18 protein-coding genes are annotated in these 19,174 nt (G+C 30.2%); 4 read left to right on the top strand and 14 right to left on the bottom strand.

Annotated elements, in window-relative coordinates:
* Nucleotides 1–255: 255 nt before the first annotated feature.
* The gene (locus GVY01_RS04240; RefSeq protein ID WP_029055395.1) at nucleotides 256–1,896 is read right to left on the bottom strand and encodes a BCCT family transporter; all 1,641 of its coding nucleotides are present in this window, start codon (nucleotides 1,894–1,896) and stop codon (nucleotides 256–258) included.
* A 208-nt stretch (nucleotides 1,897–2,104) separates the two neighbouring features.
* On the opposite strand from GVY01_RS04240, the gene mscL reads away from it, so the two are divergent.
* The gene (gene mscL / locus GVY01_RS04235) at nucleotides 2,105–2,461 is read left to right on the top strand and encodes a large conductance mechanosensitive channel protein MscL (RefSeq protein ID WP_017638422.1); all 357 of its coding nucleotides are present in this window, start codon (nucleotides 2,105–2,107) and stop codon (nucleotides 2,459–2,461) included.
* A 75-nt stretch (nucleotides 2,462–2,536) separates the two neighbouring features.
* On the opposite strand, the gene sbcC is transcribed toward mscL, so the two are convergent.
* The 7 genes from sbcC to sosA form a co-directional block, all read right to left on the bottom strand.
* Nucleotides 2,537–5,566, bottom strand: coding sequence for an exonuclease subunit SbcC (gene sbcC / locus GVY01_RS04230; protein WP_108017032.1), 3,030 nt, complete (start codon nucleotides 5,564–5,566; stop codon nucleotides 2,537–2,539).
* A 5-nt stretch (nucleotides 5,567–5,571) separates the two neighbouring features.
* Nucleotides 5,572–6,696, bottom strand: a complete 1,125-nt coding sequence (sbcD, locus tag GVY01_RS04225) for an exonuclease subunit SbcD (RefSeq protein ID WP_159333652.1) — start codon at nucleotides 6,694–6,696, stop codon at nucleotides 5,572–5,574.
* 106 nt (nucleotides 6,697–6,802) lie between these two features.
* A complete protein-coding gene (locus GVY01_RS04220) occupies nucleotides 6,803–7,270 on the bottom strand; it encodes a CcdC family protein (RefSeq protein WP_017637363.1) in 468 nt (155 codons plus the stop codon).
* Between the two features lie 197 nt (nucleotides 7,271–7,467).
* Complete coding sequence (locus GVY01_RS04215) at nucleotides 7,468–7,710, bottom strand: YneF family protein (RefSeq protein ID WP_029055399.1); 243 nt, start codon at nucleotides 7,708–7,710, stop codon at nucleotides 7,468–7,470.
* Nucleotides 7,711–7,923: 213 nt separating this feature from the next.
* A complete protein-coding gene (gene tkt, locus GVY01_RS04210; RefSeq protein WP_017637361.1) occupies nucleotides 7,924–9,912 on the bottom strand; it encodes a transketolase in 1,989 nt (662 codons plus the stop codon).
* Nucleotides 9,913–10,045: 133 nt separating this feature from the next.
* Nucleotides 10,046–10,279, bottom strand: coding sequence for a DUF896 domain-containing protein (locus GVY01_RS04205; RefSeq protein WP_017637360.1), 234 nt, complete (start codon nucleotides 10,277–10,279; stop codon nucleotides 10,046–10,048).
* Between the two features lie 178 nt (nucleotides 10,280–10,457).
* Nucleotides 10,458–10,691 carry a DNA damage-induced cell division inhibitor SosA gene (sosA, locus tag GVY01_RS04200; RefSeq protein WP_017637359.1) on the bottom strand — a complete coding sequence of 78 codons (234 nt, stop codon included), beginning with the start codon at nucleotides 10,689–10,691 and terminating at the stop codon, nucleotides 10,458–10,460.
* A gap of 143 nt (nucleotides 10,692–10,834) precedes the next feature.
* On the opposite strand from sosA, the gene lexA reads away from it, so the two are divergent.
* Nucleotides 10,835–11,458, top strand: coding sequence for a transcriptional repressor LexA (gene lexA / locus GVY01_RS04195; protein WP_017637358.1), 624 nt, complete (start codon nucleotides 10,835–10,837; stop codon nucleotides 11,456–11,458).
* Nucleotides 11,459–11,649: 191 nt separating this feature from the next.
* Here the strand turns inward: lexA and GVY01_RS04190 are convergent, their stop codons facing one another.
* From GVY01_RS04190 to GVY01_RS04170, 5 genes are all read right to left on the bottom strand, one after another.
* Nucleotides 11,650–12,675: a CAP domain-containing protein gene (locus tag GVY01_RS04190; protein WP_108168347.1), complete on the bottom strand. Its 1,026-nt coding sequence runs from the start codon at nucleotides 12,673–12,675 to the stop codon at nucleotides 11,650–11,652.
* 13 nt (nucleotides 12,676–12,688) lie between these two features.
* On the bottom strand, nucleotides 12,689–13,666 hold the full coding sequence (gene guaC, locus GVY01_RS04185; protein ID WP_159333651.1) for a GMP reductase: 978 nt from the start codon (nucleotides 13,664–13,666) through the stop codon (nucleotides 12,689–12,691).
* 157 nt (nucleotides 13,667–13,823) lie between these two features.
* Nucleotides 13,824–14,093, bottom strand: coding sequence for a 30S ribosomal protein S14 (gene rpsN / locus GVY01_RS04180; protein ID WP_017637355.1), 270 nt, complete (start codon nucleotides 14,091–14,093; stop codon nucleotides 13,824–13,826).
* A 201-nt stretch (nucleotides 14,094–14,294) separates the two neighbouring features.
* Nucleotides 14,295–14,444: a 50S ribosomal protein L33 gene (rpmG, locus tag GVY01_RS04175; RefSeq protein ID WP_001831295.1), complete on the bottom strand. Its 150-nt coding sequence runs from the start codon at nucleotides 14,442–14,444 to the stop codon at nucleotides 14,295–14,297.
* Between the two features lie 78 nt (nucleotides 14,445–14,522).
* Nucleotides 14,523–16,040: a catalase gene (locus GVY01_RS04170; RefSeq protein WP_017637354.1), complete on the bottom strand. Its 1,518-nt coding sequence runs from the start codon at nucleotides 16,038–16,040 to the stop codon at nucleotides 14,523–14,525.
* A gap of 210 nt (nucleotides 16,041–16,250) precedes the next feature.
* On the opposite strand from GVY01_RS04170, the gene GVY01_RS04165 reads away from it, so the two are divergent.
* Entirely contained in the window at nucleotides 16,251–17,702 is a 1,452-nt protein-coding gene (locus tag GVY01_RS04165; RefSeq protein ID WP_017637353.1) for an amino acid permease, read from the top strand.
* Nucleotides 17,703–17,899: 197 nt separating this feature from the next.
* Nucleotides 17,900–18,214, top strand: coding sequence for a hypothetical protein (locus tag GVY01_RS04160; RefSeq protein ID WP_017637352.1), 315 nt, complete (start codon nucleotides 17,900–17,902; stop codon nucleotides 18,212–18,214).
* 111 nt (nucleotides 18,215–18,325) lie between these two features.
* Here GVY01_RS04160 and GVY01_RS04155 read toward each other — a convergent pair whose 3' ends face one another.
* Nucleotides 18,326–19,129: a Cof-type HAD-IIB family hydrolase gene (locus GVY01_RS04155; RefSeq protein WP_017637351.1), complete on the bottom strand. Its 804-nt coding sequence runs from the start codon at nucleotides 19,127–19,129 to the stop codon at nucleotides 18,326–18,328.
* Nucleotides 19,130–19,174: the final 45 nt, after the last annotated feature.

The raw sequence follows: 19,174 nt of genomic DNA, 5'->3' as shown, positions 1-19,174 counted from the left end.
TAAATTGTATTATTATATGTTTTCGAAAACAACTATATAAGAGTAGAAAGACGTCGATTTTCATTTCGCATTTTTAATCAGGTAGTATAAGCAAAACTTATCATAAGACGTTAGTGCAATAAGTAAATTTTATTAATTGAGAATGGTTATCAATCGCAAGTATTAGTTTTCATTTTTTATAGATAAAAAAATACTACCAGCCCTATATAGAGCCGGTAGTATCTTCACTCATTTCTAAAAGAATTAATTATTGAATTATTCTTCTCTTTCACGGTTTCTTCTTGATTCACGTTTTTCTAAAATATCAGATTCATAATCTTCTTGTTGATATTTAACGTACTCTTCTAATCTGTGTTTATTAGGCGTTAATGTTAAGCCTAAGAATTTACGTTCTTTGTTGGCATCTTTGTAAAAGCTTATCATCATCAGTATGACGACAAAGGAGAATGGGAACGCACTAATAATGGCGGCACTCTGAATCGCGTTGAGTGCTTTTGTTCCATCTCCGCCACCAGCTAATAATAGAACGAATGCAATAAGTGCTTGAGCAATTCCCCAAGTTACTTTAACTGCACTGTTTGGATTTAATGAACCAAATGTTGTCTGCATACCTAAAACGAATGTTGCAGAGTCAGCTGATGTGATAAAGAATGAAGCAATTAAAATAAGTGCTATGAATGATAACACTATACCTAACGGAACGTGGTGGAATACACCAAATAATTGTGTTTCTGGAGTCATATCAAATAATTTTGGATGTTTTTTACCTGTTTCAATACCAAGAACACCGAATACACTAAACCAGATGAAACTTACAATTGCTGGTACTAATAGTACACCTGAAATAAATTCTCTGATTGAGCGTCCTTTTGAAACTCTGGCAATAAATACACCAACGAATGGGCTCCAACTTAACCACCAGCCCCAATAGTATAATGTCCATGTTGACATCCATTCACGTTTTTGACCATTTAATGCTGCAGTGTCAAAGCTATTGAATAAGAATGTATTTAACAAGCTACCTGTTGAACTTGTCATCATATTAAGGATTAATACAGTTGGTCCAATGATTAATGTAATAATCATTAATATGGCACCTAAACCAATATTTAAATTACTTAAATACTGAATACCTTTACTTAAACCTGACCAAGCACTAGCGATAAATAATATCGTTACAACAACGATAATAATTGCTTGAACCCAAGTTGTATTTGGAATTCCGAATAAGTAACTTAAACCACCATTAATTTGTAATGCACCCATACCTAGTGATACAGCTACACCTACTAAAGTAGCAAATACAGATAAAACATCAATAAATGTTCCAATAGGTCCTTCTACTTTATCTCCTAAAAGTGGTCTTAGCGTTCTTGAAAGTAAACCAGGTTCACCTTTACGGAATTGAGAATATGCAAGTGCTAATGCTACTACACCATATACTGCCCATGCGTGGAATCCCCAATGGAAGAATGTAGAACGTAACGCTTCTGTATATGCTTCAGTAGTCTTTGGATCAGCATCAGGTGGTGAAGCAAAGTGTGACATAGGTTCAGCTGCACCATAGAAAACTAAACCAATACCCATTCCTGCACTGAATAACATTGCAAACCAAGAAATTGTATTAAATTCTGGTTTATCATTTGGTTTACCTAACTTAAGTTTCCCTATAGGGCTAAAGATTAGGAAAATACAGAAGAAAACAATAACTGTAGTTAATATTAGGTAATACCAACCTAGTTTATCAGTAATCCACATTTTGACTTCATTAGTAACCGTGTCAAATTGAGATGGGAAAATGGCACCAATTAACACAACAATTGCTGCGACAATGGCACTGTAGATAAACACCGGAGAAATCTTCTTACCATTTTTTTCTTCAGAAGAAGAATTCATAATTAATTACTCCCTTCTTATTATTAAATTTTCAAACTAGTAAAATTAAATTATTATTTTTTTATCTTAAAACAATTAACTTTACTAAAACACTACTATAGGATAACAAAGCTCCATATTAGAATCAAATTTGATTAAAATTACTATTTTCTAAATTAATTATATGATGTATAATGACGAATATATTGTTATGAAAGGATTTTTTTATATGCTTAAAGAGTTTAAAGAGTTTGCATTAAAAGGCAATGTATTAGATTTAGCTGTAGCCGTAGTTATGGGCGCTGCATTTAATAAAATTATCACTGCATTAGTTCAATACATTATTATGCCATTAATTGGTAAAATATTTGGTTCTGTCAATTTCGCAGAAGACTGGGCTTTCTGGGGAATTAAATATGGTTTATTCATACAATCAATAATTGATTTTATAATCATAGCTTTTGCATTATTTATCTTTGTGAAAATCGCAAATACATTAATGAGAAAAGAAGAACCAGAAGAAGAATTAGAAGCAAACACTGTTCTTTTAACAGAAATCAGAGATTTATTACGAGAAAAAAATTAATAATTATTAATTAAAACGATTTATCAACCTAATTTATAGAAGTTGATAAATCGTTTTTTTATAACTTTATGATTATTAATTCCATTTAAATTGTGTTGTGCTTTGGTATTGATTAGATGTCACTTCTAAAATGAGTGGTATTCGTTGTTTCAATTCACTTACATGAGATATGATTCCTACCATTCTACCTGTAAATTTCAAATTAACTAATGTATCTAGTGCTGTTTCAAGTGTTTCTTGATCTAAAGTACCGAATCCTTCATCAATAAACATAGATTGTAATGAAATTCCTCCAGATTCTTGTTGTACAATCTCACTTAAACCTAATGCTAAAGCTAATGACGCTTGGAACGTTTCCCCTCCTGATAACGAACTTATATGTCTAGATTTATTTGAGTAAAAATCAAATACGTCAATTTCAAGACCACTAAACCCTTGTGATAAAGCTGCTCTTCTTTGTAACTGATATCTTTGACCGCTCATAGTTGCAAGACGAATATTAGCTTGAGCGATTATTTTTTCTAAATAATATACAAGAACGTAATTTTCTAAGGTTAACTTTTGACTATTTTTACCTGACAAAATTTCAGACAGATTAAAGATATCTTGTTGTTCTTTTAACTCTTTATTCAAGTAATTTATATTAGATTCAACTTCATTTCCTTTTTGTTCATTTAATTTGATTTGATACTCTAGCGTTGCTATCTCATTATTTAATTGATTCAATTGTTCTTTTGTCTTTGATAGATTTTCTTGTATTTTATCGATATCTTCCAAATTTCTATCTGAAACTAGCTTCGTTAGCCTATTTATTTCTACTTCATACATATGCAATTGTTTATTAAAATCATTAATTTCTTTCTCGATTGATTCCTTTTCATTAACGATTTCTATAATGCTTTGGATTTGTTCTATTGAAGATAAACTTAATCTATTCATTTCATTTTCAATTTCTTTTTGAGTTCGTTTAAGTTCATCTTGGCTTTCATTTAATGAAGTGGTATGATGCTTAACATTGTTTTCTTCAATACTTAGTTTTTGAGAAGTATCACTCATGGCATGTTTATACTTCTCGGTTAGTTGTTCATATTCAGTAACATTATTTTTTAATTGTTCATAGTACAATTTAAACTCTTTAATGTTAGTAAATTGAGATGTCGTTTCAAAATCATTAATTCTAATTTCACATTGTTCAATTTTTGCATTTGTATCTTTTATTTCATTTTCTATTTCATATATTTCTTGTTTTTTTTGTTCAATTTTTTTATTTGTTGATAAGATACGGTCATTTTCTTTTTGATGTCTTACTTTTTCTTCCTGTTTTTCTCTAAGTTGAGTATTAAGTTTATCTATATTGAGAATTGATTTTTCATCTACATTAATATTTTTTAATTGTTCAGTAAGGTGATTAATTGAATTTTCAAATTTAGCTTTGTTTATTTTATGCTCATTTAATTCTTCTTGTAACGACTTTAATAACCTTTGCTTTTCATTAATGCTTTCGAAGTCAATATGTTGATCTAAAGAAGTGATTTCATTACCACAAACTGGGCAAGTATCTCCTATTGAAACAACTTGCTGTAATTGTTCTACTAACGTTTCTTTATTGTTTAAATTAATTTCATTTTGATTGATATCAGCTATCGCATTGGTTAATTTTTCAATTTCATTGTCCGTTTTCTCATTAGAATCTTTTATTTCATTAATTCTGGAATTTAGATTTTCTTTGGTTTTTACTTCTTCCAATTGCTTTTCAGTTGTTTGAATATTTTTTTCTATTTTGAAAATATCTTGAGATAATTGTTCAACTACATCGTAGTCAACGTCTTTCGAATCAATAGAATCTTTTAATTGATAGAATTCTTTTTCAACTTGCTCTTTCTTTTCTTTTAATTTTTCCAATTTAGATGAAAGTTTTTCCTTATCTTTATAACTTGAATCATATTTAGATAAATTAACATAGAAAGTATGTGTTTTTTCTAAATATGCTTTTTCTTTGTTTATTGATGCTTCACTTTCAGTTAATTTTTTTAATTGGTATTGATAGTCCTCTTGTTCTTGATTTAACTGTTTAATTGATTGTTTAGATGTTTCAACAGAATTTTCTATTTGTTTTAATTTTTTGTTTGTTTCATTTTTTCTATCAAGCAATTGTGATAAAGGTTTAATTTCGTTGATTTTATTTAGCTTTTCCTTTTGTTTATTGATGCTTTCTTCTTGTTCTTTTAATTGATTAAATTGATTTTTGTTTTTCTCTAATTCTTTTAAATTTGATTCCAGCTCTTTATTTTCATTCAAATTATGTTCAATCTTTGAAATCTTGTTCTCTAAAATATTTTTATCTTCATATTTACTTTGAGCCAATTTTTTACCGAATTCATTGAATTTTGGCAATGCATCTATTAATTTTTCAGTTTGCTGAACATTAATCGTTTTTAATTCTTCAAGGCTTTCACTGTCAAAGGTGTTGATATCATTCCATAATCTTTCAATATTCTTATATCTATCTTCAATTTGTTTCTTTTCATTTTTAACATCTTCACTCAAAGCTTTTTCAATTTGTTCAAATCTTTCACTATTAAAAAGAGTTCTTAATATACCTTGCTTTTCTTTACTATTAGATAATAAGAATTTTTTAAATTCACCTTGTGGTAATATAAATAATTGTCTAAATTGTTCAGCGTTAACGCCAATTAAATCAATAATAAATTGATTTCCAGCACTCACCATACTTTCACGTAAATCAAATTCATTATCATTGTATTCAAAAACATTTAGCTTTGCTGGTGTTTTAGTTGTATTTCCTTCTTTAATATAAGGTCCTGTTCGAACTATTTTAAAGATTTTGTTATTTAGTTCAAATTCAAAAGTAACTTGCATGGCTGAATTACCATCAGCAAAATGACTTCTTAAATCACTTTCTTTTCTATTTTTAGTTGAAGCTTCCCCATATAACGCATATACTATGGCATCAAATATCATTGTTTTACCAGAACCGGTCTTACCACTTATCAAAAATAATTGATTTTGATCTATTTTATGAAAATCTATTGTTTCATTTAAGAAAGGTCCAAAATTAGTTAAAGTTAACTTAGCAGGTTTCAATTTAATTAATCTTCCTTTCTCATCAAATTATTAATAATTTGATTAATTTTCTTTTCTTGAATATCACTTAGTTGCTCATTGGTTATGTTTTCATAAAATTTATTTATAATCGAAATGTCACTTTCCTGTTTTATTTCAATTTGTTCGATCGCATCATAATATTCAAATGTCTCATTAGTTAATGCCAGTGTATTGGGATAAATTTGTTTCAAATTGATAATTGGATCTGATATATGAGACATATTTTTCAATTTAAAATGTATGTAATTATTTTTATTAGTAATATCTACCTTTTCTTGAATGACGTCTTCGTAATCTCCAACTACTATTTCTAACTTTCTCGTTGGTTCTATTGGAACGAAATAATCATTTATATTTTCTTTATTATTAAATTTAACAACACGATAACCTTTAGGTTGTCCAACTTCAGAAAATGAATATTGCAAAAGTGAACCACTGTATTTAATTCTATCTTCATTAATACTAAATGGATGATGTAGGTGACCTAATAGTACAAAATCAAATATATCAAACGATCTTTTTTCCACTGTCTCTACAGTTCCAATAGTTAATGGTCTTTCAGAATCTGATGTTTTGCCACCTTGGACAGTTAAATGACCAATTAAAACATTAATGCTACTCTTATCTAGCGTTTTTGACATATACATTATACATTTATCAAGTGCTTGTTGATGTGTTTGAATTGTTTCATCTTTAAAAAAGTGTTGCACTTCTGTTACTGTCGCAAATGGTAATGTATAAAAATTAACTCCTTTAATATTTATAGGCTCAATCATACTTTCTAATTTTGTTCTAATATATAAGTTACTATGTTCAAACCAATTTGCCCCGTAATTCAAACGTTCTTTTCCATCATGGTTTCCACTTATCATAACTACTGGTATTTTCATTTCAATATTAAGTTGTGAAATTGTTTCTTCAAATAGTTTTATCGTTTCTTTACCTGGATAAGTAGTATCATATAAATCTCCTGCAATAACGATGACATCAGGTTCTTCATCTTTCATTTTCTTTATAAACTGTTCTAATACATACCTTTGGTCCTCTAACAATTGCTTACCATTCAAAATTCGCCCTAAATGCCAATCTGCTGTATGAATTATTTTCATTTTTTACCTCCAAATAGAACGTTTGTTCGTAACTATTTTATAATTTTTTAATCTATATATCAAGTAAAAAACCACTCATCTCTAAAGATAAGTGGCTATAATATATTTAATGAACAATTGATTTTTTTACTTTTTTATACTGATAATACATTGCTAATCTCCATGGTACTATCATACAAAATGCTAATAAGAAAAACATACCCGCTATCTCACCTGGATCGATTTCGTTACTAATAAAGATTTTTAGAACAGTACGGATAACTAATAGAGAAATTAAGATAATCGGAAACGCTTTTGATCGTTTCATATAAATTTCGCTACCTTTAACTTCAAATCTAGATGTCCAAATTAACACTGTTGAGAAAAGTACACCTAAAATAAGTGACTCTAAAATCTCGGTACTAGTCAATCTAAAATATGGTACTACATACATTAGAGCACCTGTTGCCATAAAAAATGGAGGCAATATAATTTTCTTTTCATTAACTGGGAATTTTTGTGCCTTCATTCGAATCACAATAACAATTGCACCCATAAAGAATGCAACTACTATAGAAAATACTAAATATGCCACGCTTACACCTTCTCATATATTCTAAACTTTAATACTCTTTTTAATCACGTGTTAGTATATCATTAAATCAAGTCATTTTCATAGTTTTTAAATTAATAAATTCTAGCTATTTTATAAATTAACTTGTTTTCTCATTCTCCATAAAAAAAGGGATTAAATCAACGTTAACATTGACTTAATCCCCACTAATATTTATCTTATTTTTTTTGACCTTTCATGCCTTGGTCCATATTTTTGTTCATCATAGTCATCATTTGATTGATTTTCTTTTGAGAAGGTTTTTGACCCATTTGCATCATCATCATACGTAGCATTTCTTCATTAATAGGTGGGTTTTTTTTCAAATAATCCATCATATATTTTCTTGCTAAGAAGAAACCACCAGCTAAACCTGCGATTAATGCTATTATAATTAAAATAATTGCTAACCAAATTGCCATTGTTTCACCCACTTTCTTTATCCTAATGAATTTTACTAGATTCAAATATTTATTTCAAGACAAATTTGTATCTTAAAATAACGCACATCAAAAATAATAACAAATTTTCAATATATATTAAATGTACTTTTGAATATTAAAGTTAACATTTAAAAACTGCTAGTTTCGCATAAGCTTAACTAGCAGTTTATTTGAGTTTAAATTATTGATTAACTAAAATTCACGAATTTGGTTTAAAACATTTTCTTTAGTAAATCCATATTTTTCAACTACTAAATCGCCAGGAGCACTTGCACCAAAGCCATCGATACCAATAACTTTACCTTGTGTTCCAACATATTTATGCCAACCAAGTGTTGAAGCCATTTCAATAGCAACACGTTTAGTAATATTTGAAGGAATAACAGATTCTTTATATTCTTCAGATTGTTGTTCGAATGCGAACCAGTTTGGCATAGAAACAACTCTAACACCTTTACCTTGAGCATCTAAGTCTTTTGCAGCCTCTACTGCTAAGCTTACTTCAGAACCAGTTGCTAATAATAGATATTCAGGAGTTTCTTTAGATTCATATACAATATATGCACCTTTACGTACACCTTCTTCTACAGTTTCTTCAGAAACATCTAAAGTAGGTAAATTTTGACGTGTAAGTACTAATGATGTTGGAGTGCCTTCTGATTCTAAAGCAACTTCCCAAGCCACTCTAGTTTCATTACCATCAGCAGGACGAATCACATTCATATTTGGAATTGCACGTAATCCAGCTAATTGTTCAATTGGTTCGTGTGTTGGACCATCTTCACCAACTGCGATGGAATCATGTGTAAATACAAATGTTGAATTTAATCCCATAATTGCAGATAAACGTAAAGCTGGTTTTAGGTAGTCACTGAATACGAAGAATGTTGCACCATATGGATGTAAACCTCCATGTGCAGCCATACCATTAACAGCAGCGCCCATTCCAAATTCACGAACACCAAACCAAATATTTTTACCGTCACGATTATTTTTATCATAATCTTTAGCTTCTTTAACATTTGATTTATTTGAACCAGCTAAGTCAGCTGAACCACCAAAGAATGAAGGTACATGTTTACTTAACGCTTGAATAACTTCACCAGAATCTGCACGTGAAGCTGCATTATGATCTGCATCAAATTTAGGTAAAGCTTCTCTGTAATCTTGAGGTAATTTACCACTTACAGCTAATTTAAATTCTTCCGCTAATTCAGGATAAGCTTTACTATACTCTTCAACTTTATTTTTCCAATTTTCTTCATTTTCATTAGCACGTTTTAACATTGTTGAATTGAAAATGTCGTAAACTTCTTGTGGTACATTAAATCTCTTTTCAGGATCTAATCCATAAGCTTCTAAAGTTAATTTACGTTCTTCGTCGCCTAGAGGAGCACCATGAACGCCATTTGTACCTGATTTATTAGGCGCGCCATAACCAATTACAGTTTTAACTTCAATGATTGTTGGACCTTGCTGAGATTTAGCTTTATTAATTGCATTATCAATTTCTTCTAAATCATTACCATCTTTAACAAAAATGTAGTTCCAACCATATGATTCGAAACGAGATTTAGTATTTTCAGAGAATGCTTTATCTAAATCTCCATCTAATGAAATATCATTTGAATCATATAATACGATTAATTTATCTAATTGATTATGACCTGCAAATGATGCAGCCTCATGAGAAATACCTTCCATTAAATCCCCATCAGAAGCTAGAACATAAGTATAATGATCTACAACATTATAGTTATCTTTGTTAAATTTACCAGCTAAATGACTTTCAGCTAAAGCCATTCCGACTGACATTGCAAATCCTTGACCAAGAGGTCCTGTTGTCACTTCTACACCATCAGTGTGTCTGAATTCAGGGTGACCTGGAGTTTTAGAATCCCATTGTCTAAATTGTTTTAGTTCATCCATTTCTAAACTACCAGAAACGTGTAATAAACTATATAATAAAGCAGAACCATGACCTGCAGATAATACAAATCTGTCTCTATTGAAATAGTCTTTAGATTGTGGGTTGAAATTTAGGTGTCTTGTCCATAGTGTGTAAGCCATTGGTGCTGCTCCCATTGGTAAACCTGGGTGACCTGAATTGGCCTTTTCTATTGTATCGATACTTAATGCACGAATTGTATCGATTGCTAATTGATCTTCTTTATTGAACATTATATATTCTTCCCTTCTAATAATAATACTTAATGCCAATTATAACTTATTTTAATATAAATTCATAAAGAAAAATCTGAAAAATTTTTAATTTTCCATATTAATCTATATTTAAAATTCAGTAATTAGCATTCTATTTTTCTTTATTTTGTCGTTGAATTTGTTTTAATTTCTCAGGAGTAACATCATTTCCCTTAGGATCAATGACCTTAGTACTTTCAAGTTGTTGTTTGAACCCTTTTCTAAATGAATCAAGATACTGTTTTCTTAATTTAGATTGTTCTTTTGCTTCTTCATTGGTCAAACCTTTTTCTTTTTTCTTTTTAGCTAATTCATTAATTCTATCAATATTTAAATTATTAGACATTTTAGCTCCTACTTTCGTTTGTTAATCGTTTAAATTGATAATTTGTTAGAAAATAACCTACTACATATTATTTCAATAAGTAAAATGGATTTATTCTGTGTATATACCTTTTGTAAAATATAACAAAAAAAGGAGCGTAACCAAATCGTTACGCTCACATAAACTATTAAATATGATATTAGTTAATTGATGCGAACACTGATCCTGAATTTTGTTCGCTATCATCTTGTTTATTTAAAGATTGATTAGTATTATGATTAACGTTTTGATGTATTTCATGGTCTGTCATTTCGTACGTTTGTTCTGAATGCTCATTTTGGTTAACGCTTAAGAAAAATACTAGAAAAATAAGACAAGATATTAAAAATACTGATATATAAGTTAAAAATGTTTTTGTTTGTTTTGTTAACATTGCATCTCACTCCTAGAACGTTTGTTTGTATTATTAATTTAACAGAACATATGTTCCATGTCAACACTTTAACGAACAAACGTTTGTTTTTTGTTTATGTAGATGCTATAATATAATCAAATAAAATTAGGGAGTGCCTATATATGAGAGAGTTAACGAAAAGACAAAGTGAAATATATGATTACATTAAACATATTGTTCAATCAAAAGGGTATCCACCGAGTGTTCGAGAAATCGGAGAGGCTGTAGGATTAGCTTCGAGTTCGACTGTTCATGGTCATTTATCAAGATTAGAAGAAAAAGGTTACATTAGACGAGACCCTACTAAACCAAGAGCAATTGAAATTGTTAGCGAACAATTAGGCGACAATATTAATATGGAAGAAACGATTCACGTTCCTGTTATAGGTAAAGTAACGGCCGGAATTCCAATTACAGCAGTCGAAAATATTGAAGAGTATTTCCCACTACCCGAACATTTAACATCTACACATAACAGTGATATTTTCATATTAAATGTTGTAGGTGATAGTATGATTGAAGCAGGTATTCTAGATGGAGATAAAGTAATTGTTCGTAGTCAAACAATTGCTGAAAATGGAGATATTATTGTTGCTATGACAGAAGATGATGAGGCTACAGTTAAACGATTCTACAAAGAAAAAAATCGTTATAGATTGCAACCTGAAAATAGCACAATGGATCCAATTTATTTAGACAATGTCATAGTAGTTGGTAAAGTTATCGGTTTATATAGAGAAATGTAATCATATTTTATGCTCATAACCCCCTATAAATAATAAAAGGATTAGGCGATTGCCTAATCCTTTTTATTTTGATTCTTTTTTAAAACTTCTTTTACTTTATCTAAGATATCAGGTTGTTGTTTTGATTTAGTTGACATTCTATCTACTTCCTTACAACTAATTATTACCCAAAGATGATTAACTCTAAACGATTAACCAGTATAATTTTCTGTCCAATACGGTTGTCGACGATCATTAAAATCAACACCTACGCCTAAAGTAGAAAAGCTATCATTTAAAATATTTTTTCGATGACCTAATGAATTCATTAATCCTTCATGTGCAAATATACTACTTTGTTGTCCATACGCTAAATTTTCACCAGCAGAACTAAAATCATGATGATCATCTTTCAAACGATCAAAAGGTGATTTCCCTTTTAAATCTGTATGATCAAAGTAGTTATTGTCCGCCATATCTTGACTATGCTTTCTAGCAGTATTAGAAACTGAAGCTGAATATTTTAAAGTTGGTAATTGATGTTGTTTACGTTCAGCATTTACGATGTCAAAATTTTGTAATTCAAAACTCTTTTCTAATGATTTGGAAGGTGCACCATATTGTTCTTGTAATCTATTTTCCATAGCTTCACTCACTTGATATAAAGCTGTTACGCCATTTTTTTCATGTTTATCGTAAAATACTGTTGTGTAAATGTGATTTTTATGGAAAATATCGTACTCGTCATTTTTAACTTCAAAACGTTTGTTACCTTTACTTATTTCTTCTATAGGTTTACCTAAACGATCTCGAACTGCCTTTTTAGGTGTAGCATATTTAATTTTAGACTGTGAAGATATTAAATTTTGATTCGTATACATGCCATTGACACGATTTTTAATATAACTAATCATTATGAATTGATTATAATCATTATCATAATACGTATACCAATGTGTACCGTATTCATTGGTAGTTATGCGTTTTTCTTTACCTAATTTATCCTCAACGTCTTTTTTTGTCATATTCATTTGAATATTATTAATCGCAAATTCTTGTTTGTCAGGAACATCTAAGCTTAAGTCTTCTTCATTTGAATTACCATATGCCCATTGATCAACTTGCTCTCTAACTTCTTGTTGTAAATGCTCTGTAAATTTGAACTCATTTAATGGTAAGAAAATAACGAGACACAAGAAGAATATAAAAAATACTAGAAATCTTTTAATTTTAGCCACCTACCGTATGATATTAATCTCTATCCCCATTAAAAATTGAATTTCTAACAATGACATAATCCACTGTTCGAAGAGATTTCAAATCTTTGCCACCTGCATAAGAAATAGAACTTTGTAAATCTTGTTGCATCTCTTTTAAAGTGTCTTTTAATGAACCTTTATGTTCAACAAACATTTTTTTACCTTCAACATTTTTATGTTCACCTTTTTGGAATTCTGACGCACTACCAAAATATTCTTTATATCGCTTACCTTCTAATTCAACAGTTTCTCCAGGAGATTCTTCATGTGCTGCAAATAGTGATCCTATCATTACCATAGAAGCACCAAATCGAATAGACTTAGCGATATCACCGTGTGTACGTAATCCGCCATCTGCTATGATGGGTTTTCTAGCTGCTTTACTACATAAATTAAGTGCAGATAATTGCCAACCACCTGTACCAAACCCAGTTTTTATTTTAGTAATACATACACGTCCTGGACCGATACCAACTTTTGTAGCGTCAGCACCAGCATTTTCTAATTCTCTTACGCCTTCAGGTGTTCCTACGTTTCCTGCTATAACAAAAGAATTAGGTAGGTTCGTTTTGATTTGTTTAATCATATTAATTACTGAATCTGAATGACCATGAGCGATATCAATAGTAATATACTCGGGTGTTAAATTTTCATTTGATAACTGCTCAATAAAGTCAAATTCTGATTTCTTTACGCCAACTGATATGGATGCAAATAGATTATTTTGTTGCATTTTATTGATAAACGGAATTCTAGCTGCTTCATTAAAACGGTGCATGATATAAAAATAATCATTTTCAGCAAACCATTGAGCTAATTCTTCATTCATTACTGTTTGCATATTAGCTGGTACTACTGGAAGTTTAAAGGTACGAGGACCAAATTTTATCGATGTATCGCATTCTGATCTACTTTCAACAATACATTTGTTTGGTATTAGTTGTATGTCTTCATAATCAAATATTTTCATATTAATTAAATAGCCCCTTTTTAAAAACAATAATATTAGGATAAATAGCTAAAATCCGAATAATCATAGTTTTATCAGTTGTTTTATCCAGAAATTCATTATCCTTATTAACTGTACATTGTTTTATTGTTCTTGTAAATGGACTTTAGGACTAGTTTTACCAACTAGATTTTTTAACACCTGGTATTTGACCTTTATGTGCATGTTCTCTAAAAGCAATACGTGACATTTCAAATTTTCGTAATACGCCTCTTGGTCTTCCTGTCACTTTACATCTGCGAGTTAAACGTGTTGGTGAAGAATCACGTGGTAATTTTTTTAATGCTTCATAATCACCTTTAGCTTTCAATTCTTTTCTTAATTCAAAATATTTATCTACTAGTTCTTGTCTTTTTTGTTCTTTTGCAATCTTAGATTTTTTAGCCATTTCCATTACCTCTCTTTTTACAAATCGTAATAATTACGTTTTATATATATTAACACGATTATCTCAATTTGCAAATCTAAAAGTTCTATAGCAAACATATTTCTGTTTAAAAATGACATTTACTCGTAAAAAAAAGAGACCTTTTCCTAAAGAAAAAGGTCCCTTAAGCCATTTCAAATTGTCGTATTTGAAAGATAAGATTTATTTTGTTTCACGATGTAACGTATATTTATTTAATCTAGGGCAGTATTTTTTCATTTCAATACGCTCAGGATTATTTCTTTTGTTTTTTGTAGTGATATAGTTACGATCGCCACACTCTGTGCATGCTAATGTGATATTTACGCGCACGTTAAACACCCTTTCTAATTAGGAATACTTACGATTTAAAATTTTATCATAAATTTGTTATGTGCGCAATCTTCAATTTTATTTATTAAAATTTTCGTAAGTTTCGTCTTGTTCGCCTTCTAAATCAACTGTATTAATATCAATACCTAATGCTTTCGCTACACCTTTACCATAATCAGGATCAGCTTTATAACAATGACGGATATGACGACGTTTTACATCTTCAGTAACACCATCCATAGCGTTCGCTGTATTTGTAAAAATACGTTCTTTCGCTTCATCAGATTGTAATCTAAATAATTTACCAGGTTGTTCGAAGTAATTATCATCATCTTGTCTTTGATTATATTCGTAACCATCACCATCTACAGGGAAAGCTGGTTTTTTGAATTCTGGTTGAGAATCATATACGCCTTGATTATTTGGATAATAGTGAGGTCCTCCACCTTGGTTATCGTCTAAAATACGCATCTGACCGTCACGACTAAATGGACATAAGTTTTCAATGCCTACACCTTTAGGTTGGTTAACAGGAATTTGCCAATGGTTTACGCCTAATCTATAGCGTTGAGCATCTCCATAAGAGAATAAACGTCCTTGTAACATTTTATCTGGCGAGAAGTCTAAACCAGGTACAATGTTAGTTGGCGCAAATGCAGCTTGTTCTACATCTTGGAAATAGTTATTAGGATTACGGTTAAGTTCAAATTCTCCAACTTCGATTAAAGGATAATCGCCGTGGTACCAAACTTTAGTTAAATCGAATGGATTATCTTTATGATTTTTAGCTTGTTCTTCAGTCATCACTTGGATATACATTTTCCATTTTGGATAGTCTCCATTTTCAATGGCATTAAATAAATCACGTTGAGATGAATCACGATCTGTAGCAATTATGTTAGCCGCTTCATCATCAGATAAGTTTTCAATACCTTGTTGACTTCTGAAGTGATATTTAACCCATACACGTTCGCCTTTATCGTTATACATTGAATAAGTATGAGAACCGAAACCATGCATATGACGTAAATCTTTTGGAATACCTCTATCAGACATTAAAATTGTAACTTGATGTAATGATTCAGGTAATCCTGTCCAAAAGTCCCAGTTATTTTGTGCACTTCTCATATTTGTTCTAGGATCTCTTTTAACTGCTCTGTTTAAACTTACAAATAATTTAGGATCTCTAAAGAAGAATACAGGTGTATTGTTCCCTACTAGATCCCAGTTACCTTCTTCAGTGTAGAATTTTAAAGCAAATCCACGAATATCACGTTCAGCATCTGCTGCGCCTCTTTCTCCTGAAACTGTAGAAAATCTTGCGAACATTTCAGTTTGTTTACCTACTTCTGAGAAGATTTTAGCACTTGTGTATTTAGTAATATCATTCGTTACAGTAAAAGTACCAAATGCGCCTGATCCTTTTGCATGCATACGTCTTTCTGGAATAACTTCACGATCAAAGTGAGACATTTGTTCTAAAAAGTATATATCTTGCATCATTAATGGTCCACGTGGGCCAGCTGTCATGCTATTTTCTCTATCTGATACAGGTGCTCCAAATAAACCTGTTAATTTTCCATCTTGTTTGGACATGTGTATATCCCCTCCACATAAATTAGAATAATTATAATTTAATATCTATTATAAAGTATTCCCTCAAAAAAAGAAACTAAAACTACTCATTTTATTTAGAATTATCAGAAAATTTGTTGTTTTTTCACTTTAAAGTGCTAATTAGTATTGAATACTAGGTTCAAAAGACTTAAAATGATGGATATATTTAAAATAGATGGGAGACAGTATATGGAAGATAATAATATGAAAAGAGGTTTAACCTCCAGACACATAACCATGATTGCTATCGGTGGCGCCATTGGAACAGGATTATTCGTCGCTACTGGTAGTGTCATTTCTGAAGCAGGACCTGGTGGTGCTATACTAGCCTACTTATTAATTGGGATTATGCTTTATTTCTTAATGTCATCAATTGGAGAATTAGCTACCTTCTACCCGGTATCTGGTTCTTTTAGTTCTTATTCATCTAGATTTATTGATCCGTCACTAGGTTTTACCATGGGATGGTTATACTGGGGAATGTGGACACTCGTAACTAGTGTAGATGTTATTGTAGCTTCTAATGTTTTAAAATTTTGGGATGTTTTCAATTTCTTTAGCCCATTAACTTGGAGCCTAATTTTTATAACGCTACTCTTACTTTTAAATATCTTTTCAGTAAAAGCTTTTGGTGAAACTGAATTTTGGTTATCTCTCATCAAAGTAGTTACTATTATTGTATTTATTATATTGGGATTATTAATGATTTTTGGTATTTTAGGCGGCCATACATATGGCTTTGAAAATTATACTAAAGGACAAGCACCTTTTGTTGGTGGTATTTCTGGTATTTTAAGTGTTTTATTAGTTGCTGGCTTTTCTGTTGGTGGGACTGAAGTGGTCGCAGTTACTGCTGGAGAATCTAGTGATCCTAGTAAATCCATGCCTAAAGCAATTAAGCAAGTATTTTGGAGAATTTTATTATTCTATGTATTATCTATAGCAGTTATTGCCGCTATAATCCCATATACTGATCCATTGCTATTAAACGAAAGCCAATCTGTAACACAAAGTCCATTTACGATTGTATTTGATAAAATTGGTATCGCCTTTGCAGCTTCAGTTATTAATGCTGTAATACTAACGTCACTACTATCAGCAGCAAATTCAGGTATTTATACTACAAGTCGAATGCTTTATTCGTTAAGTGTAGATAAACAAGCACCTCAATTCTTTAAAACATTAAATAAAACAACGAAATTACCAATTAGAGCCATTTTAACTACTTATATTTTAGTTGTAGCAGTAGTTATATATGCTAATTTTAATTCGAATGCGGTATTCAATTTATTAAATATTATTGGCTCAATGGTCATCGTCGTTTGGGGATCAAGTATCTGGGCACAAATTAGAGTACGCAGTGCAATTAAAAAGCAAGGTAAAAACATTAATGAGTTGTTACCTTATAAAGCTCCATTTTATCCATTTGGCCCAATTATAGTTATAGCAACTTTACTATTTTTATTATTTGGTAGTTCATTTGGAAGTATTGTTTCAGGAGATTGGATAAGTGTTATTCGAAACTTTACACCACTCATTATTTTGGCAATTATTTTCATTGTCCATAAACTCATTAAGAAAACTAAATTTGTAAAACTTGAAAATATGGATTTAAGTTCTCATATCTTTAAAAATGAATAGTTAATATATCTATAGTTTAAATATTTTATACCTTTCAATTCAAGCCGATTTATAGGTTTTTAATTGGAAGGTATTTTTATTTAAATTTTCTATACAATAATCAATAAATTACAATTAATTCCTAGTTAATCTTTATTTTCTGAGCGCTCGTAATCATGTATAATAAAATTAAGAAATAAGGCTTAGAGGTGGTTAAAATGATTGGTCAAACAAATTTGTTCGATGATGTGATTAAAAGTGATGAACGTTTCGTAATTGTTGTTCAAGCTTTAGAGGAAAAGAATGGTCAATTAGTAAAAAATACATTAAGAGAATACCCAAGTTTAAATCATGACCAAATGAGTAACTTGTTCACACATCTTAAAGAAGTATATTTAGAGGAAAAATTTCAAGATAACCAATCAGCTTTTACTATAACTGTATATACTAACCTTGACTATGCAGCAGATCAAGTTTATGCACATGTTAAGCGCTATAGAGGAAAAAAAGATTGGACTCACACAGCTAAATAAATTCAATAGACAAAAATAGACTTAGGTATCTTTACTTGTATTAGGTTGATAGCATTCATTATTTAATGCTATTTAATTATCCTTAAAAATACCTAAGTCTATTTATTTACATTATAATAGTTTTTTTAGAGTATGTGGTATACCATTCGAATCATTATTTAATGTGACTTCATCCGCTTTTTCTTTTAACTCGTCACTTGCATTACCCATTGCAACAGCATATCCTACAACATCTAACATAGATTGGTCATTTAGACTGTCGCCAAATGCGATAACTTCCTCAAGTGGTATATCTAATTTTTCACATAAAGCAGTAATTGCGTTCCCTTTTGAAACGTCTCTTGCCATAAATTCTAAGAAGAATGGTTTACTAGTCGTAACGTCAATTTCTTCATTGAAATAACCATTTAAATCAATACGTGCTTCAGTAATATTACCAACATAATCAACACCCATTACTTTTGGTACACCATGTGTAATATATGATTTAATATCATCAACACGTTTCATAGGCAGTCCAGTAAGTTCAGATTCAATATTCATATATTCATGTTCACCATCATAAATAATATGTCCATCATCATAAGTTAATACTAAAAACCCTTTTTCTCTACAGTAATCGACAATTTCATCGAAGTTCTCTTTCGAAACGGTTTTACTTACTTCTACCTTTTCAGAAATCATGTTAATTGTTTTACCACCATTATAACTAATAATATAACTTTCATGTTCATTTAATTTTAAAGTTCTCGCAACGGGAATCATACCTTCTGTTGGTCGTCCGGATGCTAATACAACTTTGTAACCTTTGTCTTGAATGTCGATAAGATAAGATTGTGTTTCTGGAGATACCTTATTCTCACTATTCATTAGTGTGTCATCCATATCCATAACAACTACTCTATATTTGCTCATATTATTCCGAATCTCCTTTCAATGACTTATCTATATTTTACATCA

Origin of the sequence: Staphylococcus sp. 8AQ, from assembly GCF_902506595.1 — a bacterium.
GTDB classification, from domain to species: Bacteria; Bacillota; Bacilli; order Staphylococcales; family Staphylococcaceae; genus Staphylococcus; species Staphylococcus pasteuri.
The sequence above is the reverse complement of the archived record's forward strand: the minus strand, read 5'-3'. Positions and strand labels throughout refer to the sequence as shown.